Here is a 16,659-nt window from a genome sequence, read left to right as displayed (position 1 = left end):
TATGTCTTCAATTCACTAACGGGATGCGTCGATAAAGCTCAATCATATCGCCCGCCAGATCCTGAATGACCATCGCGTTCATCAGGTGATCCTGAGAGTGAACGGTGATCAGGTTAACCGGAAGTTTCCCGGTCCCTTCGTCAAGACCGATGAGCTGCGTCTGGATAGTATGCGCATGTTTCACATATTCACGCGACTCTTCCATCGCTTTCTCGGCTTCGTCAAAGTCACCTTTTCGCGCCATCTGCAACGCTGTCAGGGCCGCACTGCGCGCCGCACCTGCATTGACCAATAGCTCCATGATTGTGGTTTCTAAGTCTTCCATTATGACTCCAGCAGCTTGAGCGCTTTTTCCAGTACGGCATCACCTTTCATCATGCCGTAATCCATCATGTCGATAACCGCGACCTTTTTTCCGAGCGGATCGGCCTGCGCCTGGAGTTTTGCCTGTTCGTATTTAACCTGTGGCCCCAGTAATACGATATCAGCCGTCGCGATGTTATCTTTAAACTCCGCGACCGGAACGGCTTTAATGGTTACTTCGACTCCTTTTTTCTGCGCGGCATCTTTCATACGTTGAACCAGCATGCTGGTTGACATTCCCGCTGCACAGCATAAAACGATGTTCTTCATAGTCAGCCTCGATCTACATGTGTTTATTGATAATTATCCCGCGCAGACCGCTTCAACAACCGCTTTACCGCGATTGTGTGTCAGGCATCACAAAGAAATCGGCATTTTTCTGAAACCGGTTACAATTTTATACATGAAAGCATTCTGCCCGTCTTAACGGGCGGAATTTCAGGAAGGGTATTATCGGCTGGCCGTGCTTACGATGCGGTTTTTACCCTGTTGTTTAGCGGTATACAGCGCTTCATCTACGCTGCCGATAAATTGTTCCAGCGGTTCGAAGTGCCACTCTCCCACCCCCGCGCTGAAGGTTACTCGCAGGTTCTCTTCCCGCCAGGTCCGTTTTTCCACGGCGGTGCGCCAGGCTTCCAGTAGCGCGTGCGCGGAGTTCATCAGCTCGGCCGGGAAAATCACCCCGAACTCTTCCCCACCGTAGCGGTAAACGGAAACGTGGTGAGGCTGCATGATCTGAATACCTTCGCGCGCCACGCTGCGCAGAACAATATCCCCGCTCAGGTGGCCCCAGGTGTCGTTAATAGATTTGAAGTTATCGATATCGACCAGCGCCAGAACGAAGGGTTGATGAGCGGTCAGCAGCTCATCCACATCGTTGTCGAAAGCACGGCGGTTCTTGCAGCCTGTCAGCGCATCATGGGTGGCCTGACGGACATAGGCCAGCTCGCGTTCTTTATTGGTTCGAATGGTATGGCTGAGCATCGCCTCAAGACGTGGCGCCTGATTGACGTCTCCGGTTTTGATGGCGTTGATAATGTTCATCAGCACAGAACGCGAGGCATGGCGCAGATAGAGCCCGAACAGAATGATGATGATTGCCGCCAGCGCAAATCCCCAGCCGACGACGGTGGTTTCATGCCGGGTGATGACGGAAAGCGTGGCATCGGAGACCCGATAAATCACAAACCAGTCCGGATTGGTGAAAGAGTAGTAGTAATACCAGGTTTTACTTTTGGGGTCGAAAAGATGCCCTTCGCCGCTGGTCATTTTGTCCATCAGCGCTTCGCTTACGTACTGCTTAAAGAGCGCCCCCGTGTCCGGATGCAGCACAACGGCGCCGTCACGTTCCACGACAAAAAACTCACCCTGAACCGGTGCCACCATCTGGCGCAGGGTATACCCCATGGAGGTTAAATCAAGATGGAAAGCGAGCGTGCCCTTCAGACGGCCTTCCGGTGAAATGACCGGTTTATAGAGGGTGACCGTAGGATGTTGGGTGAAATAGTCCAGATAGGGGCGGGTGTAGTGAGGAAAGTTGCTGGCTTCCGCTTGCCCGATAAACCATGGGCGTGTTCGTGCGTCGAACGACCTACTCTTCTCCGTTGGCAGTACTTCCGGCGCGCGCAGATGGTGCCCTTCGGTGTCCGCCAGAGAGATAGACGACACCGTGGGCATCAGGTTCTGCAAATGCATTAACATCTGCAAACCCTGTGTCGGATCGATATTTATCGTCTGATTCACTCTGTCTTCACGGGCGTAGTACATCGCAGCGCGACCAAGAATATAGTCGTTTTCTCGCAGAATGGATTCGGTATAGTTCACCGCCAGATTATGGGTGAAGTTGCCATTAATTTTATGATAATCCTCAATAAAATCCTTCCGTTGTGAAAGGATGACCAGGATCGCGATTATCGCGAAACTGAACAGAATCCCCGCGAAGCTGACCATAATTGGTCGGGTGAAAGAGAGCTTTTTACTGTGGAGTGCCATGAGTTGTGCATCAATCCAGATGGTAGACGCGTTGCGTCTGTCGATATCCTCAGCATAGTCGCTGTCAGATTGCTGGTAGTAAATTATACAGAAAGCGATTTCCGACGGGTTGATTTATCTTAAGAGTAGATAAGAAACGACGTATTTATTTTATCAATTGAAATTTTGTTTAAGGGGCGGAGGGCAGGGCGAAACGAGGAAGAAGCATTTTCACCCTGGTCAGCGTCCGTTGCTGACGTGGTTAATCCTAATAAAACCGGGCAGATCTCCTCAATCGCCCGGCGTTGATCTTACGAGCCGTCTCGTAACCTTTCCGCATTGTTGCAGGCGGTTTCAGCGCAAATGCGAAGCTCTTCCCAGCCAGCTGTCCCAGTCTTTCCACACGGGCTGTAGCCCCTGTGCAGTCAGGGCTTCCGCCACCGCGTCGGGCCGTCGTCCGTCGTGCGGTGCAAACTGTTCCAGTTCCGGGCGATCGTCCGCGTAACCGCCCGGCTGCGTTTTGGAAAAGGCGCTGACGTTGTTGATCGCCAGAGGGATCGCGCGGTCGCGAAACGCGGGGGATTCACGCGTGGAGAGCGACAATTCCACTTCCGGCGCGAACAGGCGAAATGCGCACAGGGTTTGCACCAGCTGGCGCTCATCCATCAGCGAGGCGGGTTCAATGCCTCCCGTACACGGACGCAGCCGTGGGAAGGAGATGGAATAGCGGCTTTTCCAGAAGTACTGCTGTAGCCACAGCAGATGCTCCGCCACCATATAGCAGTCAACCCGCCAGCTGTCGGACAGACCGATAAGCGCGCCCAGCCCAATTTTATCGATACCGGCGCGCCCCAGCCTGTCCGGCGTTTCCAGCCGGAAGATGAAATCCTGCTTCTTCCCTTTCAGGTGATGTCGGGCATAGGTCGCCTCATGGTAGGTTTCCTGATAAACCATTACGCCGTCCAGCCCGAGGGTTTTCAGTTCCGCATATTCCTCTTGCGACAGAGGCTGCACTTCCATTTGCAATGAGGCAAATTCGCGGCGGATGGCCGGAAGATGCTGGCGAAAATAGTCCATCCCCACTTTGCCCTGATGTTCACCCGTCACCAGTAAGAGATGTTCAAAACCCATCTCACGAATAGCCGCACACTCGCGGGCGATCTCATGCTCATCCAGCGTTTTACGCTTAATGCGGTTGCTCATTGAGAAGCCACAGTAGGTGCAGTCGTTGGCGCACAGATTAGAGAGATAAAGCGGCACGTAAAAGCTCACCGTGTTGCCAAAGCGCTGGCGGGTAAGGCGTTGCGCGCGCTGCGCCATCGGTTCAAGGTATGCGCTGGCTGCCGGAGAAAGCAGGGCCATCAAATCCTCGCGGGTCACATGCCGGGCTGTTAATGCCCGCTCTACGTCCGCAGAGGTTTTACTGTTGATGCGTAAGGCAATATCGTCCCAGTTAAGCTGACGCCAGCGATCGATAAAGGTAGCCATCAGAGTGCCTCCAGAAAACCGGTCAGCGGGCTGGTGGCCTGCGCCTGAAAGCTGCGCGAGCCGGGGCCGGACTGTCGTGCCAGCAGACCGGACTCCACGGCAAGGCGGAACGCACGCGCCATCATCACCGGGTCGTCGGCCACCGCAATCGCGGTATTGACCAGCACCGCATCGGCCCCCATCTCCAGCGCCTGCGCGGCGTGACTGGGTACGCCGATGCCCGCATCCACCACCACGGGCACGGTCGCCTGCTCGATGATGATCTCCAGCATCGCGCGGGTCTCCAGTCCCTGGTTGGAGCCAATGGGCGCCCCTAACGGCATCACGGCCGCGCAGCCGACTTCTTCCAGACGCTTACACAGCACGGGATCGGCACCACAGTAGGGCAGAACGGTGAATCCCTGCTGCACCAGCGTCTCTGCCGCTTTCAGGGTTTCGATCGGATCGGGCAACAGCCAGCGGGCGTCCGGATGAATTTCCAGCTTCAGCCAGCAGGTGCCGAGGGCTTCCCGGGCCAGATGCGCAGCGAAAATTGCTTCCTCGGCCGTTTTCGCACCGGAGGTATTGGGTAAGAGCGTCACGCCTGCCTCCAGTAACGGCGCAAGTATGGCATCGTTGTGCTGACGCAGATCCACGCGCTTCATCGCCAGCGTTACCAGCTGGCTGCCGCTTTCACGAATAGCATCCACCATTAGCTGCGGGGAGGCGAATTTTCCGGTTCCGGTAAACAGATGTGAATCAAAGACTTTGTCGGCAATACGTAACATCTCAGCCCCCTGCGATAACCTGAAACAGCAGGATCTGGTCGCCTTCAATGACCTGCTGATGTTCCCACCGCTCGCGCGGCAGGATCTGTTGATTGAGCGCCAGTGCCGTTCCCGGCTTCAGCTGGCGCAGCGTGTCGAGCAGGGCGGCAACGGTGAGATCGTCGTCACACGTCATCGGCTCATCGTTAAACAGAATGCGCATCGCGGCCTCCGCATACCGGGCAGCGGTTGGCGCGGTTTAACGCCAGATGGCACCAGCCGCTGGAACGGGCGTCGAACAGCCGGAGCGTGTTGCGCTCTGTTTCCATGCCGCTGAGCAACTTGATGGCTTCCAGCGCCTGAAGGGTACCCATCACGCCCACCACCGGCCCAAGAATGCCAGCCGTGCGGCAGTTACGCTCCGGTTCAGCCTCGTCCGGCCACAGGCAGCGGTAGCAGCCCTGCGCCCACGGCGGCGTAAGCACCATTATCTGCCCGCCGAAACCGACCGCGCTGGCGGTGATCAGCGGCGTGTTCTGTGCAACACAGGCCGCATTAATGGCCTGACGCGTCGCCATATTGTCCGTGCAGTCCAGCACCACGTCGGCAAGGGCAACTTCGCGTTGCAGATCTTCTCCGCTCAGCCGCGTCTGGAGCGCCACCAGTTCAATATCGGGGTTAAGCTGGTTCAGCCGCTTGCGCGTAACCTGTGCTTTAGGCTGGTTAACATCTTCTGTCGTGAAGAGGATTTGCCGTTGCAGGTTGCTGAGGTGTACCTCATCGTCATCGGCCAGTACCAGCGTTCCCGCGCCCGCCCCGGCCAGATACAGCGCGGCGGGCGCGCCCAAGCCACCCAAACCGACAATCAGTACCCGGCTGGCGAGCAGCTTTTGCTGCCCGTCAATGGCGATATCCTCCAGCAGGATCTGGCGGCTGTAGCGCATAAAATCACGATCTTTCATCGCCTGCTCCTGCCAGTTGTAAAAGCCGTGCGGTGGCGGTCTGCCAGTCTGCGGCCTGGGTGATAGCGCTGACGACGGCGATACTGCCGACGCCGGTTTCCAGCACGGCGGGCGCACGTTCAAGGCTGATTCCGCCGATGGCGACGGTGGGGTAATCGGCAAGGCGCTTAACGTGGGCTGCCAGCTGAGCCAAACCCTGTGGGGCAGACGGCATCTGTTTGGTTTGCGTCGGGAAAACGTGGCCGAGGGCGATGTAGGAGGGGCGGGCCGCCAGCGCCACGTCGATCTCCATATCATCGTGGGTGGAAACGCCCAGCCGCAGACCGGCGTCACGGATTGCGTTGAGATCGGTCGTTTCCAGATCTTCCTGTCCCAGATGCACGCCATACGCCTGGTGTTTAACCGCCAGCCGCCAGTAGTCGTTGATAAACAGGCGGGCGTGGTAGCGACGTCCCAGCGCGATAGCGGCGGCCACGTCGGCCTCCACCTCTTCGTCGCGTTTATCCTTGATGCGCAGCTGGAGGGTGCGAACGCCTGCCTCCAGCAAGCGCTCTATCCACGCCACGCTGTCCACCACCGGGTAAAGCCCTAAGCGGAAGGGGACAGGTGGGAAATCGGGCTGGTACATTACGCCTCCTCCTTTTTGAGGTAGATTTCGCCGCCTTTGGCGCGGAAGGTTTCGGACATGTCTGCCATGCCGACTTCAATGGTCTGCGCGGCGGCGTAATCGCGTACCTCCTGGCTGATTTTCATCGAGCAGAACTTCGGCCCACACATGGAGCAGAAGTGCGCGACTTTGCCCGATTCCTGCGGCAGGGTTTCGTCGTGGTAGGCGCGGGCGGTGAACGGATCCAGCGCCAGGTTGAACTGGTCTTCCCAGCGGAATTCAAAGCGCGCTTTGGACATGGCGTTGTCGCGAATTTGCGCGCCCGGATGGCCTTTCGCCAGATCCGCCGCGTGGGCGGCAATCTTGTAGGTGATCAGCCCCTGCTTCACGTCCTCTTTGTTTGGCAGCCCGAGGTGCTCTTTCGGCGTCACGTAGCAGAGCATGGCGCAGCCGAACCAGCCGATCATCGCCGCGCCGATCCCGGAAGTGAAGTGGTCATAGCCCGGCGCAATATCGGTGGTCAACGGCCCCAGGGTGTAGAACGGTGCTTCGTGGCAGTGCTCCAGCTCCTCGGTCATGTTGCGGCGGATCATCTGCATCGGCACATGGCCCGGGCCTTCAATCATCACCTGCACATCGTACTCCCAGGCGAATTTGGTCAGCTCGCCCAGCGTGTGCAGCTCGGCAAACTGCGCCTCGTCGTTCGCGTCACGGATGGAGCCAGGACGCAGGCCGTCGCCCAGCGACAGAGAAACGTCATAAGCGGCGCAGATCTCGCAGATTTCGCGGAAGTGCTCGTAGAGGAAGTTTTCCTGATGATGGGAAAGGCACCATTTCGCCATAATCGAACCGCCGCGTGAAACGATACCGGTCAGACGCTTCGCGGTCATCGGCACGTAGCGCAGCAGTACGCCCGCGTGAATGGTGAAGTAGTCCACGCCCTGTTCCGCCTGCTCCAGCAGCGTGTCGCGGAACGCTTCCCAGGTAAGGTTTTCGGCGATGCCGTTGACCTTCTCCAGCGCCTGATAAATCGGGACGGTGCCAATCGGAACCGGGCTGTTACGCAGGATCCATTCGCGGGTTTCGTGAATGTAACGGCCGGTGGAGAGGTCCATCACCGTGTCCGCGCCCCAGCGCGTCGACCAGACCAGCTTTTCCACCTCTTCTTCGATGGAAGAGGTGACGGCAGAGTTGCCGATGTTGGCGTTGACCTTCACCAGGAAGTTGCGGCCGATAATCATCGGCTCGGATTCCGGGTGGTTGATGTTGGCGGGAATAATCGCGCGCCCGGCGGCTACTTCATCACGCACGAATTCCGGCGTGATGTTCTCCGGCAGGCGAGCGCCAAACCCTTCACCCGGATGCTGGTGGCGCAGCACTTCGCTGCGAATGCGCTCGCGGCCCATGTTTTCGCGGATGGCGATGAACTCCATCTCCGGCGTGACGATACCCTGTCGCGCGTAGTGCAGTTGGGTTACGCATTTGCCCGCTTTAGCGCGTTTCGGCGTCAGCAGGCCAGTAAAGCGCAGCTCGTCCAGACCGTCGTCGGCCAGGCGCGCGTTGGTGTACGCCGAGCTGCGCACGCTCAGTTCTTCGCAGTCGTTACGGGCATCAACCCACGGCTGGCGAAGCTTTGCCAGACCCTGCTGCACGTTGATAGCAACATCAGGATCGCCGTACGGGCCGGAGGTGTCATACACCGGCACGGCTTCGTTGTCTTCAAACTGCGGGTGCTCTTTGCTGCCGCCGATAAGCGTCGGGCTGAGCTGGATTTCGCGCATCGGCACGCGGATATCGGCCTGTGAACCGGTGATGTAGATGCGCGTTGAGTTCGGGAAAGCGGTGCCTTCCAGGGTGTCGATGAAGCGTTGTGCGTGTTCGCGCTGTTCGCGGCGGGTCAGTTTTGTTGTAGACATAGCTCATTCCAGATGTGAAGGACATGGCTTGTCAGACGACGGATGAAGCAAGAGAAGATCGCCCGAGGGCGATACAACAGCAGTGTGACTCTTGTTCCCTTCGCAGGTATTAACCTGATCAGGTTCCGCGGATCCCGAATTAACGGTCTCAGCCCGTGCTTTCACACTGGGCACTCCGACAAGAAAAATCCCCCTCCGCAGAGGGGCGAATGGTTGTAAATTACTCGTTAACGATTAAGAACTCAAGCAGGGCGCGCAACGTTATCGCTGGTGCTGATAGTCAGGTTGTTGTCCAGCACGAGGGCGATGAGCTTGTCTTCCAGCGTGAATCGCTCTTCCAGTGCTTCGCCAAGGTCGGAAAGCGCCTGCTGAAACTCAAGATAGTTATCGTGATCGATAGCGTTCTCCAGCGTGGAATCGTAGTAGTCCATGATCTGCTGGGTGTTGGCTTCAAGCAACGGACAGAGTTTACTGGCCGCTAAATACGGCGTTGTCCCTTCCATTTCGCGGATAATGCGTTCATAAAGGTTGAAATGGCCGTCGGAGAGGTAGTCGACCAGGCTCTGACAAAAGTCGTCCAGCGCTTTTTCATTGAGTCGCATAAAGGATTCTTTGCCAGGCTTAAGTCCAACCAGATTGTAATACGCCACAAGGAGATGCTTGCGCACATGTAGCCAGCGATCCACCAGGGTGTTACTTCCTCCAACGCGCTCAGTCAGGCTTTCCAGCTGGTTTAACATGGTCGACTCCATAAGGTTTAAAATGGGATCTGCTTATCCAAAATGTAACCACAATGCTAACAACATGTCAGTGAAGCGAAGGTAGTGCAATAGATATGGATCGTATTATTGAAAAATCAGATCTGGGTTGGTGGATCGTCAGCCACGAACAAAAATTATGGCTACCCTCAGGAGAGTTGCCCTACGGTGCCGCGGAAACGTTCGATCTGGTGGGCCAGTCCGCGCTGAAGATCGGCGAGTGGCAGGGCGATCCCGTGTGGTTGATCCAACAGGCGCGCCGTCAGGATATGGGATCCGTACGTCAGGTGCTGGATCTGGACGTCGGCCTGTTCCAGCTGGCGGGGCGCGGCGTACAGCTGGCGGAGTTTTACCGCTCGCACAAATACTGCGGTTACTGCGGCCACACCATGCACCCGAGCAAAACCGAGTGGGCGCTGCTCTGCGGCCACTGCCGTGAACGTTACTACCCGCAAATCGCACCGTGCATCATTGTCGCCATCCGCCGTGATGATTCCATCCTGCTGGCGCAGCATACCCGCCATCGCAACGGCATTCACACCGTCCTCGCCGGGTTCGTGGAAGTCGGCGAAACGCTGGAACAGGCGGTGGCGCGCGAGGTGATGGAGGAGAGCGGCATTAAGGTGAAAAACCTGCGCTATGTGACGTCGCAGCCGTGGCCGTTCCCGATGTCCCTGATGACCGCGTTTATGGCGGAATACGACAGCGGCGAGATTGTTATCGATCAGAAAGAGCTGCTGGAGGCGAACTGGTATCGCTACGACGATTTACCGCTGCTGCCCCCGCCGGGAACGGTGGCGCGTCGCCTGATAGAAGATACCGTGGCAATGTGTCGGGCCGAGTATGAGTAGTGTTACACTGACGGACTGACGCAATAAGGAACTGCAAAATGACCGAACTGAAGAACGATCGTTATCTGCGTGCGCTGCTGCGCCAGCCCGTTGATGTCACCCCGGTGTGGATGATGCGCCAGGCGGGACGCTATCTGCCAGAGTACAAAGCCACGCGTGCGCAGGCGGGCGATTTTATGTCGCTGTGCAAAAACGCCGAACTGGCCTGTGAGGTGACGCTCCAGCCGCTGCGCCGCTTCCCGCTCGATGCCGCCATTCTTTTTTCGGACATTCTTACCATTCCGGACGCGATGGGCCTTGGGCTCTATTTCGAAACCGGCGAGGGGCCGCGTTTTACCTCACCGATCAAAAGCAAAGCCGACGTTGATAAGCTGCCGATCCCCGATCCGGAAGGCGAGCTGGGCTATGTGATGAACGCCGTGCGCACCATCCGCCGCGAGCTCAAAGGCGACGTGCCGCTGATTGGCTTCTCCGGTAGTCCGTGGACGCTGGCAACCTACATGGTGGAAGGTGGCAGCAGCAAAGCCTTTACCGTCATCAAAAAGATGATGTACGCAGAGCCGCAGGCCCTGCATGCCCTGCTCGACAAGCTGGCGAAGAGCGTCACGCTCTATCTCAACGCGCAGATTAAAGCGGGCGCGCAGTCGGTGATGATTTTCGACACCTGGGGCGGCGTGCTGACCGGGCGTGATTATCAGCAGTTCTCCCTGTACTACATGCACAAAATTGTCGATGGTCTGCTGCGTGAAAACGAAGGCCGTCGCGTGCCGGTAACGCTGTTTACGAAAGGCGGCGGTCAGTGGCTGGAAGCGATGGCGGCCACCGGCTGTGATGCGCTGGGCCTCGACTGGACCACTGATATTGCCGATGCGCGTCGTCGCGTGGGGGATAAAGTGGCGCTCCAGGGCAACATGGACCCGTCCATGCTCTATGCACAGCCTGCCCGTATCGAAGAAGAAGTGTCGACTATACTGTCTGGTTTCGGCCAGGGCGAAGGCCACGTCTTCAACCTTGGTCACGGTATTCATCAGGATGTACCGCCAGAACACGCTGGCGTATTTGTGGAGGCGGTGCATCGGCTTTCTGCCCAGTATCACAAGTAAGGAGTGGTTATGGATCTCGCGTCGCTACGCGCTCAGCAAATCGAACTGGCTTCATCGGTGATCCGCGAGGATCGTCTGGATACGGACCCTCCGCGATACATTGGCGGGGCGGATGTCGGGTTTGAGCAAGGCGGTGAAGTGACGCGAGCGGCGATGGTGGTGCTGAAATACCCGTCGCTGGAGCTGGTGGAGTACAAGGTGGCGCGTATCGCCACCACCATGCCCTATATCCCCGGCTTTCTCTCCTTCCGCGAATATCCCGCGCTGCTGGCCGCGTGGGAGCAACTCTCGCAAAAACCCGATCTGCTGTTTGTGGATGGGCACGGCATCTCCCATCCGCGTCGCCTGGGCGTTGCCAGCCACTTTGGTCTGCTGGTAGACGTGCCGACCATCGGCGTGGCGAAAAAACGCCTGTGCGGCGCGTTTGAGCCGCTCTCTGCCGAACCGGGCGCGCTGGCGCCGCTTATCCATAAAGGCGAGCAGCTGGCGTGGGTCTGGCGCAGTAAAGCGCGCTGCAATCCGCTGTTTATCGCAACCGGGCATCGGGTCAGCATGGACAGCGCCCTGGCATGGGTGCAACGCTGTATGAAGGGCTACCGCTTACCTGAGCCTACCCGCTGGGCTGACGCCGTTGCCTCTTCACGTCCGGCATTCATTCGTTGGCAGGAAATTCAGCCGTGATTCAGGTAAACTGCGGCTAATTTTCGATTCGAGACATCATCATGTTACAAAACCCGATTCATCTGCGCCTTGAGAAGCTGGAAAGCTGGCAGCACGTGACGTTTATGGCTTGCCTGTGCGAGCGCATGTACCCCAACTATGCCGCGTTCTGTAAGCAAACGGAGTTTGGCGAAGGCCAGATTTATCGACGTATCCTGGATTTGATCTGGGAGACGCTGACGGTCAAAGACGCAAAGGTAAACTTCGACTCTCAGCTTGAAAAGCTGGAAGAGGCAATCCCTGCGGCGGACGATTACGACCTGTATGGTGTCTACCCGGCTATCGATGCCTGTGTGGCGTTGAGCGAGCTGATCCACTCCCGTCTGAGCGGTGAAACCCTGGAGCACGCCATTGAAGTCAGTAAGGCATCCATCACGACCGTCGCGATGCTGGAAATGACCCAGGAAGGCCGTGAAATGACCGACGAAGAGCTGCGTGCTAACCCGGGGGTTGAACAGGAATGGGATATTCAGTGGGAAATTTTCCGTCTGCTGGCGGAGTGTGAAGAACGTGATATTGAGCTGATCAAAGGGCTTCGCGCGGACCTGCGCGAGGCCGGTGAGAGCAATATTGGTATAATTTTTAACCAATGAGACAACAAAACGTGATTTAACGCCTGTTTTGTCACTCCTCGACTCTTCCCTTTCGCCCCCCGTCTGGTCTACATTTGGGGGGCGAAAAAAAGTGGCTATCGGTGCGTGTATGCAGGAGAGTGCTTTTTTGGCATTTTCGTCGCACTCGATGCTTAGCAAGCGATAAACACATTGAAAGGATAACTTATGAACAAGACTCAACTGATTGATGTAATTGCGGACAAGGCTGATCTGTCTAAAGTGCAGGCTAAAGCTGCTCTGGAATCTACCCTGGCTGCTATTACTGAGTCTCTGAAAGAAGGCGATGCTGTACAACTGGTTGGTTTCGGTACCTTCAAAGTGAACCACCGCGCTGAGCGTACTGGCCGCAACCCGCAGACCGGTAAAGAAATCAAAATCGCCGCAGCTAACGTGCCGGCATTTGTTTCTGGTAAAGCACTGAAAGACGCAGTTAAGTAAGACGCGTGGCAGTGAACAGTTTTAACGAAGGGGCGGCAACGCCCCTTTTGTCATTATGGCGTGGACCGCTCGCGCTGGCAGGCGTACTGTTGCTGTCTGCCTGTAGTCATGATTCCTCACTCCCCCCGTTTACCGCCAGCGGCTACGCTGACAACCAGGGTGCGGTCAGGATCTGGCGCAAAGATTCCAGCGATGAAGTGCATATGCTTACCGCGTTCAGTCCGTGGCATAACGGCAATACCTCGACCGCAGAATACCGCTGGCAGGGCGATGCGCTGTCGCTCATTGAACTGAATATCTACAGTAAGACTCCCGAACATGTGAAGGTGCGTTTTGACGACCACGGCGAGCTGAGCTTTATGCAGCATGAGGTCAGTGGACTGAAACAGCAGCTTTCCAGCGATCAGGTCGCGCTCTACCGCTACCGTGCTGAACAACTTCGCCAGACCAGCGATGCGCTGCGTCAGGGCCGCGTGGTGCTGCGCCAGGGGCGCTGGCATGCCGACGGCACGGTGACCACCTGCGAAGGGCAGACAGTGAAACCTGAGCTTGAATCCTGGGCAACCGAACACATTCAGCGTCGTCAGCGGCATTCATCTGTTGAGGTGAGTGTGGCATGGCTGGAAGCGCCGGAAGGCTCTCAGCTGTTGCTGGTGGCGAACGAAGATTTCTGCACCTGGCAGCCGACAGAAAAGAGTTTCTGACGTAAATCCCCTCTCCCTTTGGGAGAGGGTTAGGGTGAGGGTGTGAAATTACTCCCCCTGCTCCCGCGCAATGGCACGATAGCCGATATCCTGGCGGCTGAAGCTGCCGTTCCAGTGAATATCCGCCATCAACGCATAGGCGCGCTTCTGCGCCTCTGCCACGGTATGACCCAGCGCGGTCGCACACAGCACGCGTCCACCATTAGTGAGCACGCGGTCATCGTCAGAGAGCTTTGTACCGGCGTGGAACACCTTCGCACCGTCAATCTCTTCCAGCGGCAGGCCGTGGATCTCATCCCCGGTGTTGTAGCTACCCGGATAGCCACCCGCAGCAATCACCACACCTAAAGAGGCACGCTCGTCCCACTCGGAAGTTTTCTCATTCAGCTTGCCTTCGCACGCCGCCAGACACAGATCAACCAGATCGGACTTCATGCGCAGCATGATCGGCTGAGTTTCCGGATCGCCGAAGCGGCAGTTGAATTCAATCACCTTCGGGTTACCCTGCTTGTCGATCATCAGGCCTGCGTAGAGGAAACCGGTGTAGGTATTGCCTTCCGCCGCCATCCCTTTTACGGTTGGCCAGATGATGCGGTCCATGGTGCGCTGGTGTACTTCGTCAGTGACCACTGGAGCAGGGGAGTAAGCACCCATCCCGCCGGTGTTTGGACCCGTGTCGGCATTGCCTACGCGCTTGTGATCCTGGCTGGTGGCCATCGGCAGGACGTGCTCACCGTCAACCATCACGATAAAGCTCGCTTCTTCGCCGTCGAGGAACTCTTCAATCACGATGCGGTGGCCCGCATCGCCAAAGGCGTTACCCGCCAGCATATCCTGCACAGCGGCTTCCGCTTCTTCAAGGGTCATCGCCACGATAACGCCTTTCCCGGCAGCCAGACCGTCGGCTTTAATCACAATCGGCGCGCCTTTTTCACGCAGGTAAGCCAGAGCAGGCTCTACCTCGGTGAAGTTCTGATATTCCGCCGTCGGGATGTTATGACGCGCGAGGAAATCTTTGGTGAAGGCTTTTGAACCTTCCAGCTGTGCGGCACCTTCCGTTGGGCCGAAAATTTTCAGGCCCGCGGCGCGGAAGGCATCTACAACGCCGATCACCAGCGGCGCTTCCGGGCCCACAATCGTCAGATCGATATTCTCGTTCCGGGCAAAGCTCAGCAGCGCCGGGATATCGGTTACGCCGATGGCGACGTTCTGTAGCGCGGGCTCCAGTGCGGTACCGGCGTTACCCGGTGCCACAAAGACGGTTTCAACCTGCGGAGACTGCGCTGCTTTCCACGCCAAAGCGTGCTCGCGCCCGCCATTACCAATCACTAATACTTTCATTTTCTGCTCCGGAAATTAATGGCGGAAGTGGCGCATGTCGGTAAAGATCATTGCGATGCCGTGTTCGTCGGCAGCGGCAATCACTTCGTCATCACGGATTGAACCGCCAGGCTGGATCACACAGGTGATGCCCACAGCAGCGGCCGCATCAATACCGTCGCGGAACGGGAAGAAGGCGTCAGAGGCCATGGCGGAACCTTTGACTTCCAGACCTTCGTCACCTGCTTTAATACCCGCAATTTTCGCAGAGTAAACGCGGCTCATCTGGCCTGCGCCTATCCCGATGGTCATGTTCTCTTTGGCGTAAACAATGGCGTTAGACTTCACGAACTTCGCCACTTTCCAGCAGAACAGCGCGTCGCGCAGCTCCTGTTCGGTCGGCTGACGTTTGGTCACCACGCGCAGGTCGGCTTCTGTCACCATACCCAAATCGCGATCCTGAACCAGCAGACCGCCGTTCACGCGCTTGAAGTCCAGGCCCGGCACGCGTTCCGCCCACTGACCGCAAACCAGCACGCGCACGTTCTGTTTCGCCGCGGTGATTTTCAGCGCTTCTTCGGATGCGGATGGCGCGATGATCACTTCGACAAACTGACGGGAGATGATGGCCTGCGCGGTTTCCGCATCCAGCTCGCGGTTGAAGGCGATAATGCCGCCGAACGCGGAGGTCGGGTCGGTTTTGTAGGCGCGATCGTAGGCATCCATAATGGAGGTGCTTACTGCGACGCCGCATGGGTTGGCGTGCTTGACGATAACGCAGGCCGGCTCGCTGAACTCTTTCACGCATTCCAGCGCGGCGTCGGTATCAGCAATGTTGTTATAAGAGAGGGCTTTGCCCTGTACCTGCTGAGCAGTCGCAACAGAGGCTTCTTTCACCTCTTCTTCTATATAGAAGGCTGCCTGCTGGTGGCTGTTCTCGCCGTAGCGCATATCCTGCTTCTTAATGAAGTTCAGGTTCAGGGTGCGCGGGAAGCGACCAGATGGATCTTTGCTTTCACCGTGGTAGGCAGGAACCAGGCTACCGAAGTAGTTGGCGATCATGCTGTCGTACGCGGCGGTGTGTTCGAAGGCTTTGATGGCGAGGTCGAAACGCGTATCAAGCGTCAGGGACCCTTCGTTGGCGTCCATCTCATTAATAATGGCGCTGTAGTCGCTGCTCTTCACTACGATGGCCACATCTTTATGGTTCTTGGCTGCGGAGCGCACCATGGTCGGGCCGCCGATATCAATGTTCTCTACGGCATCTTCCAGAGAACAGCCTTCGCGGGCGACGGTCTGGGCGAAGGGATAGAGGTTAACGACAACCATGTCGATGGGGGCAATATTGTGCTGCTCCATAATGCCGTCGTCCTGACCGCGACGACCCAGAATGCCGCCGTGCACTTTCGGGTGCAGGGTTTTGACGCGTCCATCCATCATTTCCGGGAAACCGGTGTAGTCGGACACTTCGGTTACCGGCAGACCTTTCTCTGCTAACAGGCGAGCGGTACCGCCTGTAGAAAGCAGCTCCACACCACGTGCGGAAAGTGCCTGAGCGAATTCGATGATACCGGCTTTATCAGAAACACTGAGCAGAGCGCGGCGGACTGGACGACGTTGTTGCATGGTAAATCCCCTGGATTTCACGATTACAGAGAGCGTTAGATGAATTTTCCAGCGAAAAACTCATCTAACACACCTGACGAGGCCTCCTTGTTAAGCGCGAGCATTTTAACGAAAACGTTTGCGCAACGCTCGCATATTTTCACTTTTTCGAAGCGCTGTGGATAACTCTGTGCGTAAAAGGGTATAAGGCGGGGTTTTGCTGGGGAATACAGCAGTCAGTCATTTTTTTGCAACTTTTCTGTTGCGGTCGCTTGGGAACTCCCTATAATGCGCCTCCATCGACACGGCGGATGTGAATCACTTCACAGACAACCCGGTCGGTTGAAGAGAAAAAATCCTGAAATAACGGGTTGACTCTGAAAGAGGAAAGCGTAATATACGCCACCTCGCGACAGAGCGCTGAAGCGCGTCGCAACTGCTCTTTAACAATTTATCAGACAATCTGTGTGGGCACTCAAAGTGACATGGATTC

General features: G+C 56.9%; 18 protein-coding genes and 1 riboswitch. Of the genes, 6 read left to right on the top strand and 12 right to left on the bottom strand.

The features are described from left to right. Positions 1–7: 7 nt before the first annotated feature. The 10 genes from L350_RS04380 to L350_RS04425 all read right to left on the bottom strand — a co-directional run bounded on the left by L350_RS04380 (position 8) and on the right by L350_RS04425 (position 8,793). Complete coding sequence (locus L350_RS04380) at positions 8–325, bottom strand: PTS lactose/cellobiose transporter subunit IIA (RefSeq protein ID WP_003862327.1); 318 nt, start codon at positions 323–325, stop codon at positions 8–10. Further along, positions 325–633, bottom strand: a complete 309-nt coding sequence (locus L350_RS04385) for a PTS sugar transporter subunit IIB (RefSeq protein WP_010425948.1) — start codon at positions 631–633, stop codon at positions 325–327. Before L350_RS04385 ends, L350_RS04380 begins: the two co-directional genes overlap by 1 nt. Positions 634–813: 180 nt before the next feature. Beyond that, a complete protein-coding gene (locus L350_RS04390; protein ID WP_032626503.1) occupies positions 814–2,355 on the bottom strand; it encodes a sensor domain-containing diguanylate cyclase in 1,542 nt (513 codons plus the stop codon). Between the two features lie 333 nt (positions 2,356–2,688). After that, on the bottom strand, positions 2,689–3,822 hold the full coding sequence (thiH, locus tag L350_RS04395) for a 2-iminoacetate synthase ThiH (protein WP_032626501.1): 1,134 nt from the start codon (positions 3,820–3,822) through the stop codon (positions 2,689–2,691). Beyond that, complete coding sequence (gene thiG / locus L350_RS04400; RefSeq protein ID WP_023299071.1) at positions 3,822–4,589, bottom strand: thiazole synthase; 768 nt, start codon at positions 4,587–4,589, stop codon at positions 3,822–3,824. Before thiG ends, thiH begins: the two co-directional genes overlap by 1 nt. A gap of 1 nt (position 4,590) precedes the next feature. After that, on the bottom strand, positions 4,591–4,791 hold the full coding sequence (gene thiS / locus L350_RS04405; RefSeq protein ID WP_032626499.1) for a sulfur carrier protein ThiS: 201 nt from the start codon (positions 4,789–4,791) through the stop codon (positions 4,591–4,593). After that, a complete protein-coding gene (gene thiF, locus L350_RS04410; protein ID WP_032626498.1) occupies positions 4,775–5,530 on the bottom strand; it encodes a thiazole biosynthesis adenylyltransferase ThiF in 756 nt (251 codons plus the stop codon). Before thiF ends, thiS begins: the two co-directional genes overlap by 17 nt. Next, positions 5,517–6,158 (bottom strand): thiamine phosphate synthase, encoded by a 642-nt coding sequence (gene thiE, locus L350_RS04415; protein WP_032626496.1) that lies wholly within the window; start codon positions 6,156–6,158, stop codon positions 5,517–5,519. Before thiE ends, thiF begins: the two co-directional genes overlap by 14 nt. Next, positions 6,158–8,053 carry a phosphomethylpyrimidine synthase ThiC gene (thiC, locus tag L350_RS04420; protein WP_032626494.1) on the bottom strand — a complete coding sequence of 632 codons (1,896 nt, stop codon included), beginning with the start codon at positions 8,051–8,053 and terminating at the stop codon, positions 6,158–6,160. Before thiC ends, thiE begins: the two co-directional genes overlap by 1 nt. Before the next feature lie 78 nt (positions 8,054–8,131). After that, positions 8,132–8,241, bottom strand: a riboswitch (TPP riboswitch). Between the two features lie 54 nt (positions 8,242–8,295). Then, entirely contained in the window at positions 8,296–8,793 is a 498-nt protein-coding gene (locus L350_RS04425) for an Rsd/AlgQ family anti-sigma factor (protein ID WP_023299075.1), read from the bottom strand. A 95-nt stretch (positions 8,794–8,888) separates the two neighbouring features. Between L350_RS04425 and nudC the strand changes: the two genes are divergently transcribed. The 6 genes from nudC (at position 8,889) to L350_RS04455 (ending at position 13,241) form a co-directional block, all read left to right on the top strand. After that, positions 8,889–9,662 carry an NAD(+) diphosphatase gene (gene nudC / locus L350_RS04430; protein ID WP_022646710.1) on the top strand — a complete coding sequence of 258 codons (774 nt, stop codon included), beginning with the start codon at positions 8,889–8,891 and terminating at the stop codon, positions 9,660–9,662. A gap of 38 nt (positions 9,663–9,700) precedes the next feature. Further along, positions 9,701–10,765, top strand: a complete 1,065-nt coding sequence (hemE, locus tag L350_RS04435; RefSeq protein ID WP_023299076.1) for a uroporphyrinogen decarboxylase — start codon at positions 9,701–9,703, stop codon at positions 10,763–10,765. A 9-nt stretch (positions 10,766–10,774) separates the two neighbouring features. Further along, on the top strand, positions 10,775–11,446 hold the full coding sequence (gene nfi / locus L350_RS04440; RefSeq protein ID WP_003862312.1) for a deoxyribonuclease V: 672 nt from the start codon (positions 10,775–10,777) through the stop codon (positions 11,444–11,446). A gap of 41 nt (positions 11,447–11,487) precedes the next feature. Next, a complete protein-coding gene (locus L350_RS04445; RefSeq protein ID WP_032626491.1) occupies positions 11,488–12,078 on the top strand; it encodes a YjaG family protein in 591 nt (196 codons plus the stop codon). A gap of 186 nt (positions 12,079–12,264) precedes the next feature. After that, entirely contained in the window at positions 12,265–12,537 is a 273-nt protein-coding gene (hupA, locus tag L350_RS04450) for a nucleoid-associated protein HU-alpha (RefSeq protein ID WP_002445246.1), read from the top strand. Positions 12,538–12,548: 11 nt separating this feature from the next. After that, positions 12,549–13,241, top strand: a complete 693-nt coding sequence (locus L350_RS04455; RefSeq protein ID WP_032626488.1) for a DUF1481 domain-containing protein — start codon at positions 12,549–12,551, stop codon at positions 13,239–13,241. 48 nt (positions 13,242–13,289) lie between these two features. On the opposite strand, the gene purD is transcribed toward L350_RS04455, so the two are convergent. Together purD and purH are read right to left on the bottom strand one after the other, a co-directional pair. After that, the gene (gene purD, locus L350_RS04460; protein WP_022646714.1) at positions 13,290–14,582 is read right to left on the bottom strand and encodes a phosphoribosylamine--glycine ligase; all 1,293 of its coding nucleotides are present in this window, start codon (positions 14,580–14,582) and stop codon (positions 13,290–13,292) included. Between the two features lie 15 nt (positions 14,583–14,597). Next, a complete protein-coding gene (gene purH, locus L350_RS04465; protein ID WP_022646715.1) occupies positions 14,598–16,187 on the bottom strand; it encodes a bifunctional phosphoribosylaminoimidazolecarboxamide formyltransferase/IMP cyclohydrolase in 1,590 nt (529 codons plus the stop codon). Positions 16,188–16,659: the final 472 nt, after the last annotated feature.

The sequence above is a fragment of the Enterobacter sp. MGH 4 genome, assembly GCF_000534735.1.
GTDB lineage: Bacteria > Pseudomonadota > Gammaproteobacteria > Enterobacterales > Enterobacteriaceae > Enterobacter > Enterobacter intestinihominis.
Note: the sequence above shows the minus strand (reverse complement) of the source record. Positions and strands in the feature narration are given on the sequence as shown.

Coding starts and splice junctions, on each gene's coding strand:
- thiH (WP_032626501.1), bottom strand. CDS start 3,822: ATGGCTACCTTTATCGATCGCTGGCGTCAGCTTAACTGGGACGATATT.
- hupA (WP_002445246.1), top strand. CDS start 12,265: ATGAACAAGACTCAACTGATTGATGTAATTGCGGACAAGGCTGATCTG.
- L350_RS04425 (WP_023299075.1), bottom strand. CDS start 8,793: ATGTTAAACCAGCTGGAAAGCCTGACTGAGCGCGTTGGAGGAAGTAAC.
- thiS (WP_032626499.1), bottom strand. CDS start 4,791: ATGCGCATTCTGTTTAACGATGAGCCGATGACGTGTGACGACGATCTC.
- thiE (WP_032626496.1), bottom strand. CDS start 6,158: ATGTACCAGCCCGATTTCCCACCTGTCCCCTTCCGCTTAGGGCTTTAC.
- hemE (WP_023299076.1), top strand. CDS start 9,701: ATGACCGAACTGAAGAACGATCGTTATCTGCGTGCGCTGCTGCGCCAG.
- purH (WP_022646715.1), bottom strand. CDS start 16,187: ATGCAACAACGTCGTCCAGTCCGCCGCGCTCTGCTCAGTGTTTCTGAT.
- thiG (WP_023299071.1), bottom strand. CDS start 4,589: ATGTTACGTATTGCCGACAAAGTCTTTGATTCACATCTGTTTACCGGA.
- thiC (WP_032626494.1), bottom strand. CDS start 8,053: ATGTCTACAACAAAACTGACCCGCCGCGAACAGCGCGAACACGCACAA.
- nudC (WP_022646710.1), top strand. CDS start 8,889: ATGGATCGTATTATTGAAAAATCAGATCTGGGTTGGTGGATCGTCAGC.
- L350_RS04380 (WP_003862327.1), bottom strand. CDS start 325: ATGGAAGACTTAGAAACCACAATCATGGAGCTATTGGTCAATGCAGGT.
- L350_RS04445 (WP_032626491.1), top strand. CDS start 11,488: ATGTTACAAAACCCGATTCATCTGCGCCTTGAGAAGCTGGAAAGCTGG.
- thiF (WP_032626498.1), bottom strand. CDS start 5,530: ATGAAAGATCGTGATTTTATGCGCTACAGCCGCCAGATCCTGCTGGAG.
- L350_RS04390 (WP_032626503.1), bottom strand. CDS start 2,355: ATGGCACTCCACAGTAAAAAGCTCTCTTTCACCCGACCAATTATGGTC.
- L350_RS04385 (WP_010425948.1), bottom strand. CDS start 633: ATGAAGAACATCGTTTTATGCTGTGCAGCGGGAATGTCAACCAGCATG.
- nfi (WP_003862312.1), top strand. CDS start 10,775: ATGGATCTCGCGTCGCTACGCGCTCAGCAAATCGAACTGGCTTCATCG.
- purD (WP_022646714.1), bottom strand. CDS start 14,582: ATGAAAGTATTAGTGATTGGTAATGGCGGGCGCGAGCACGCTTTGGCG.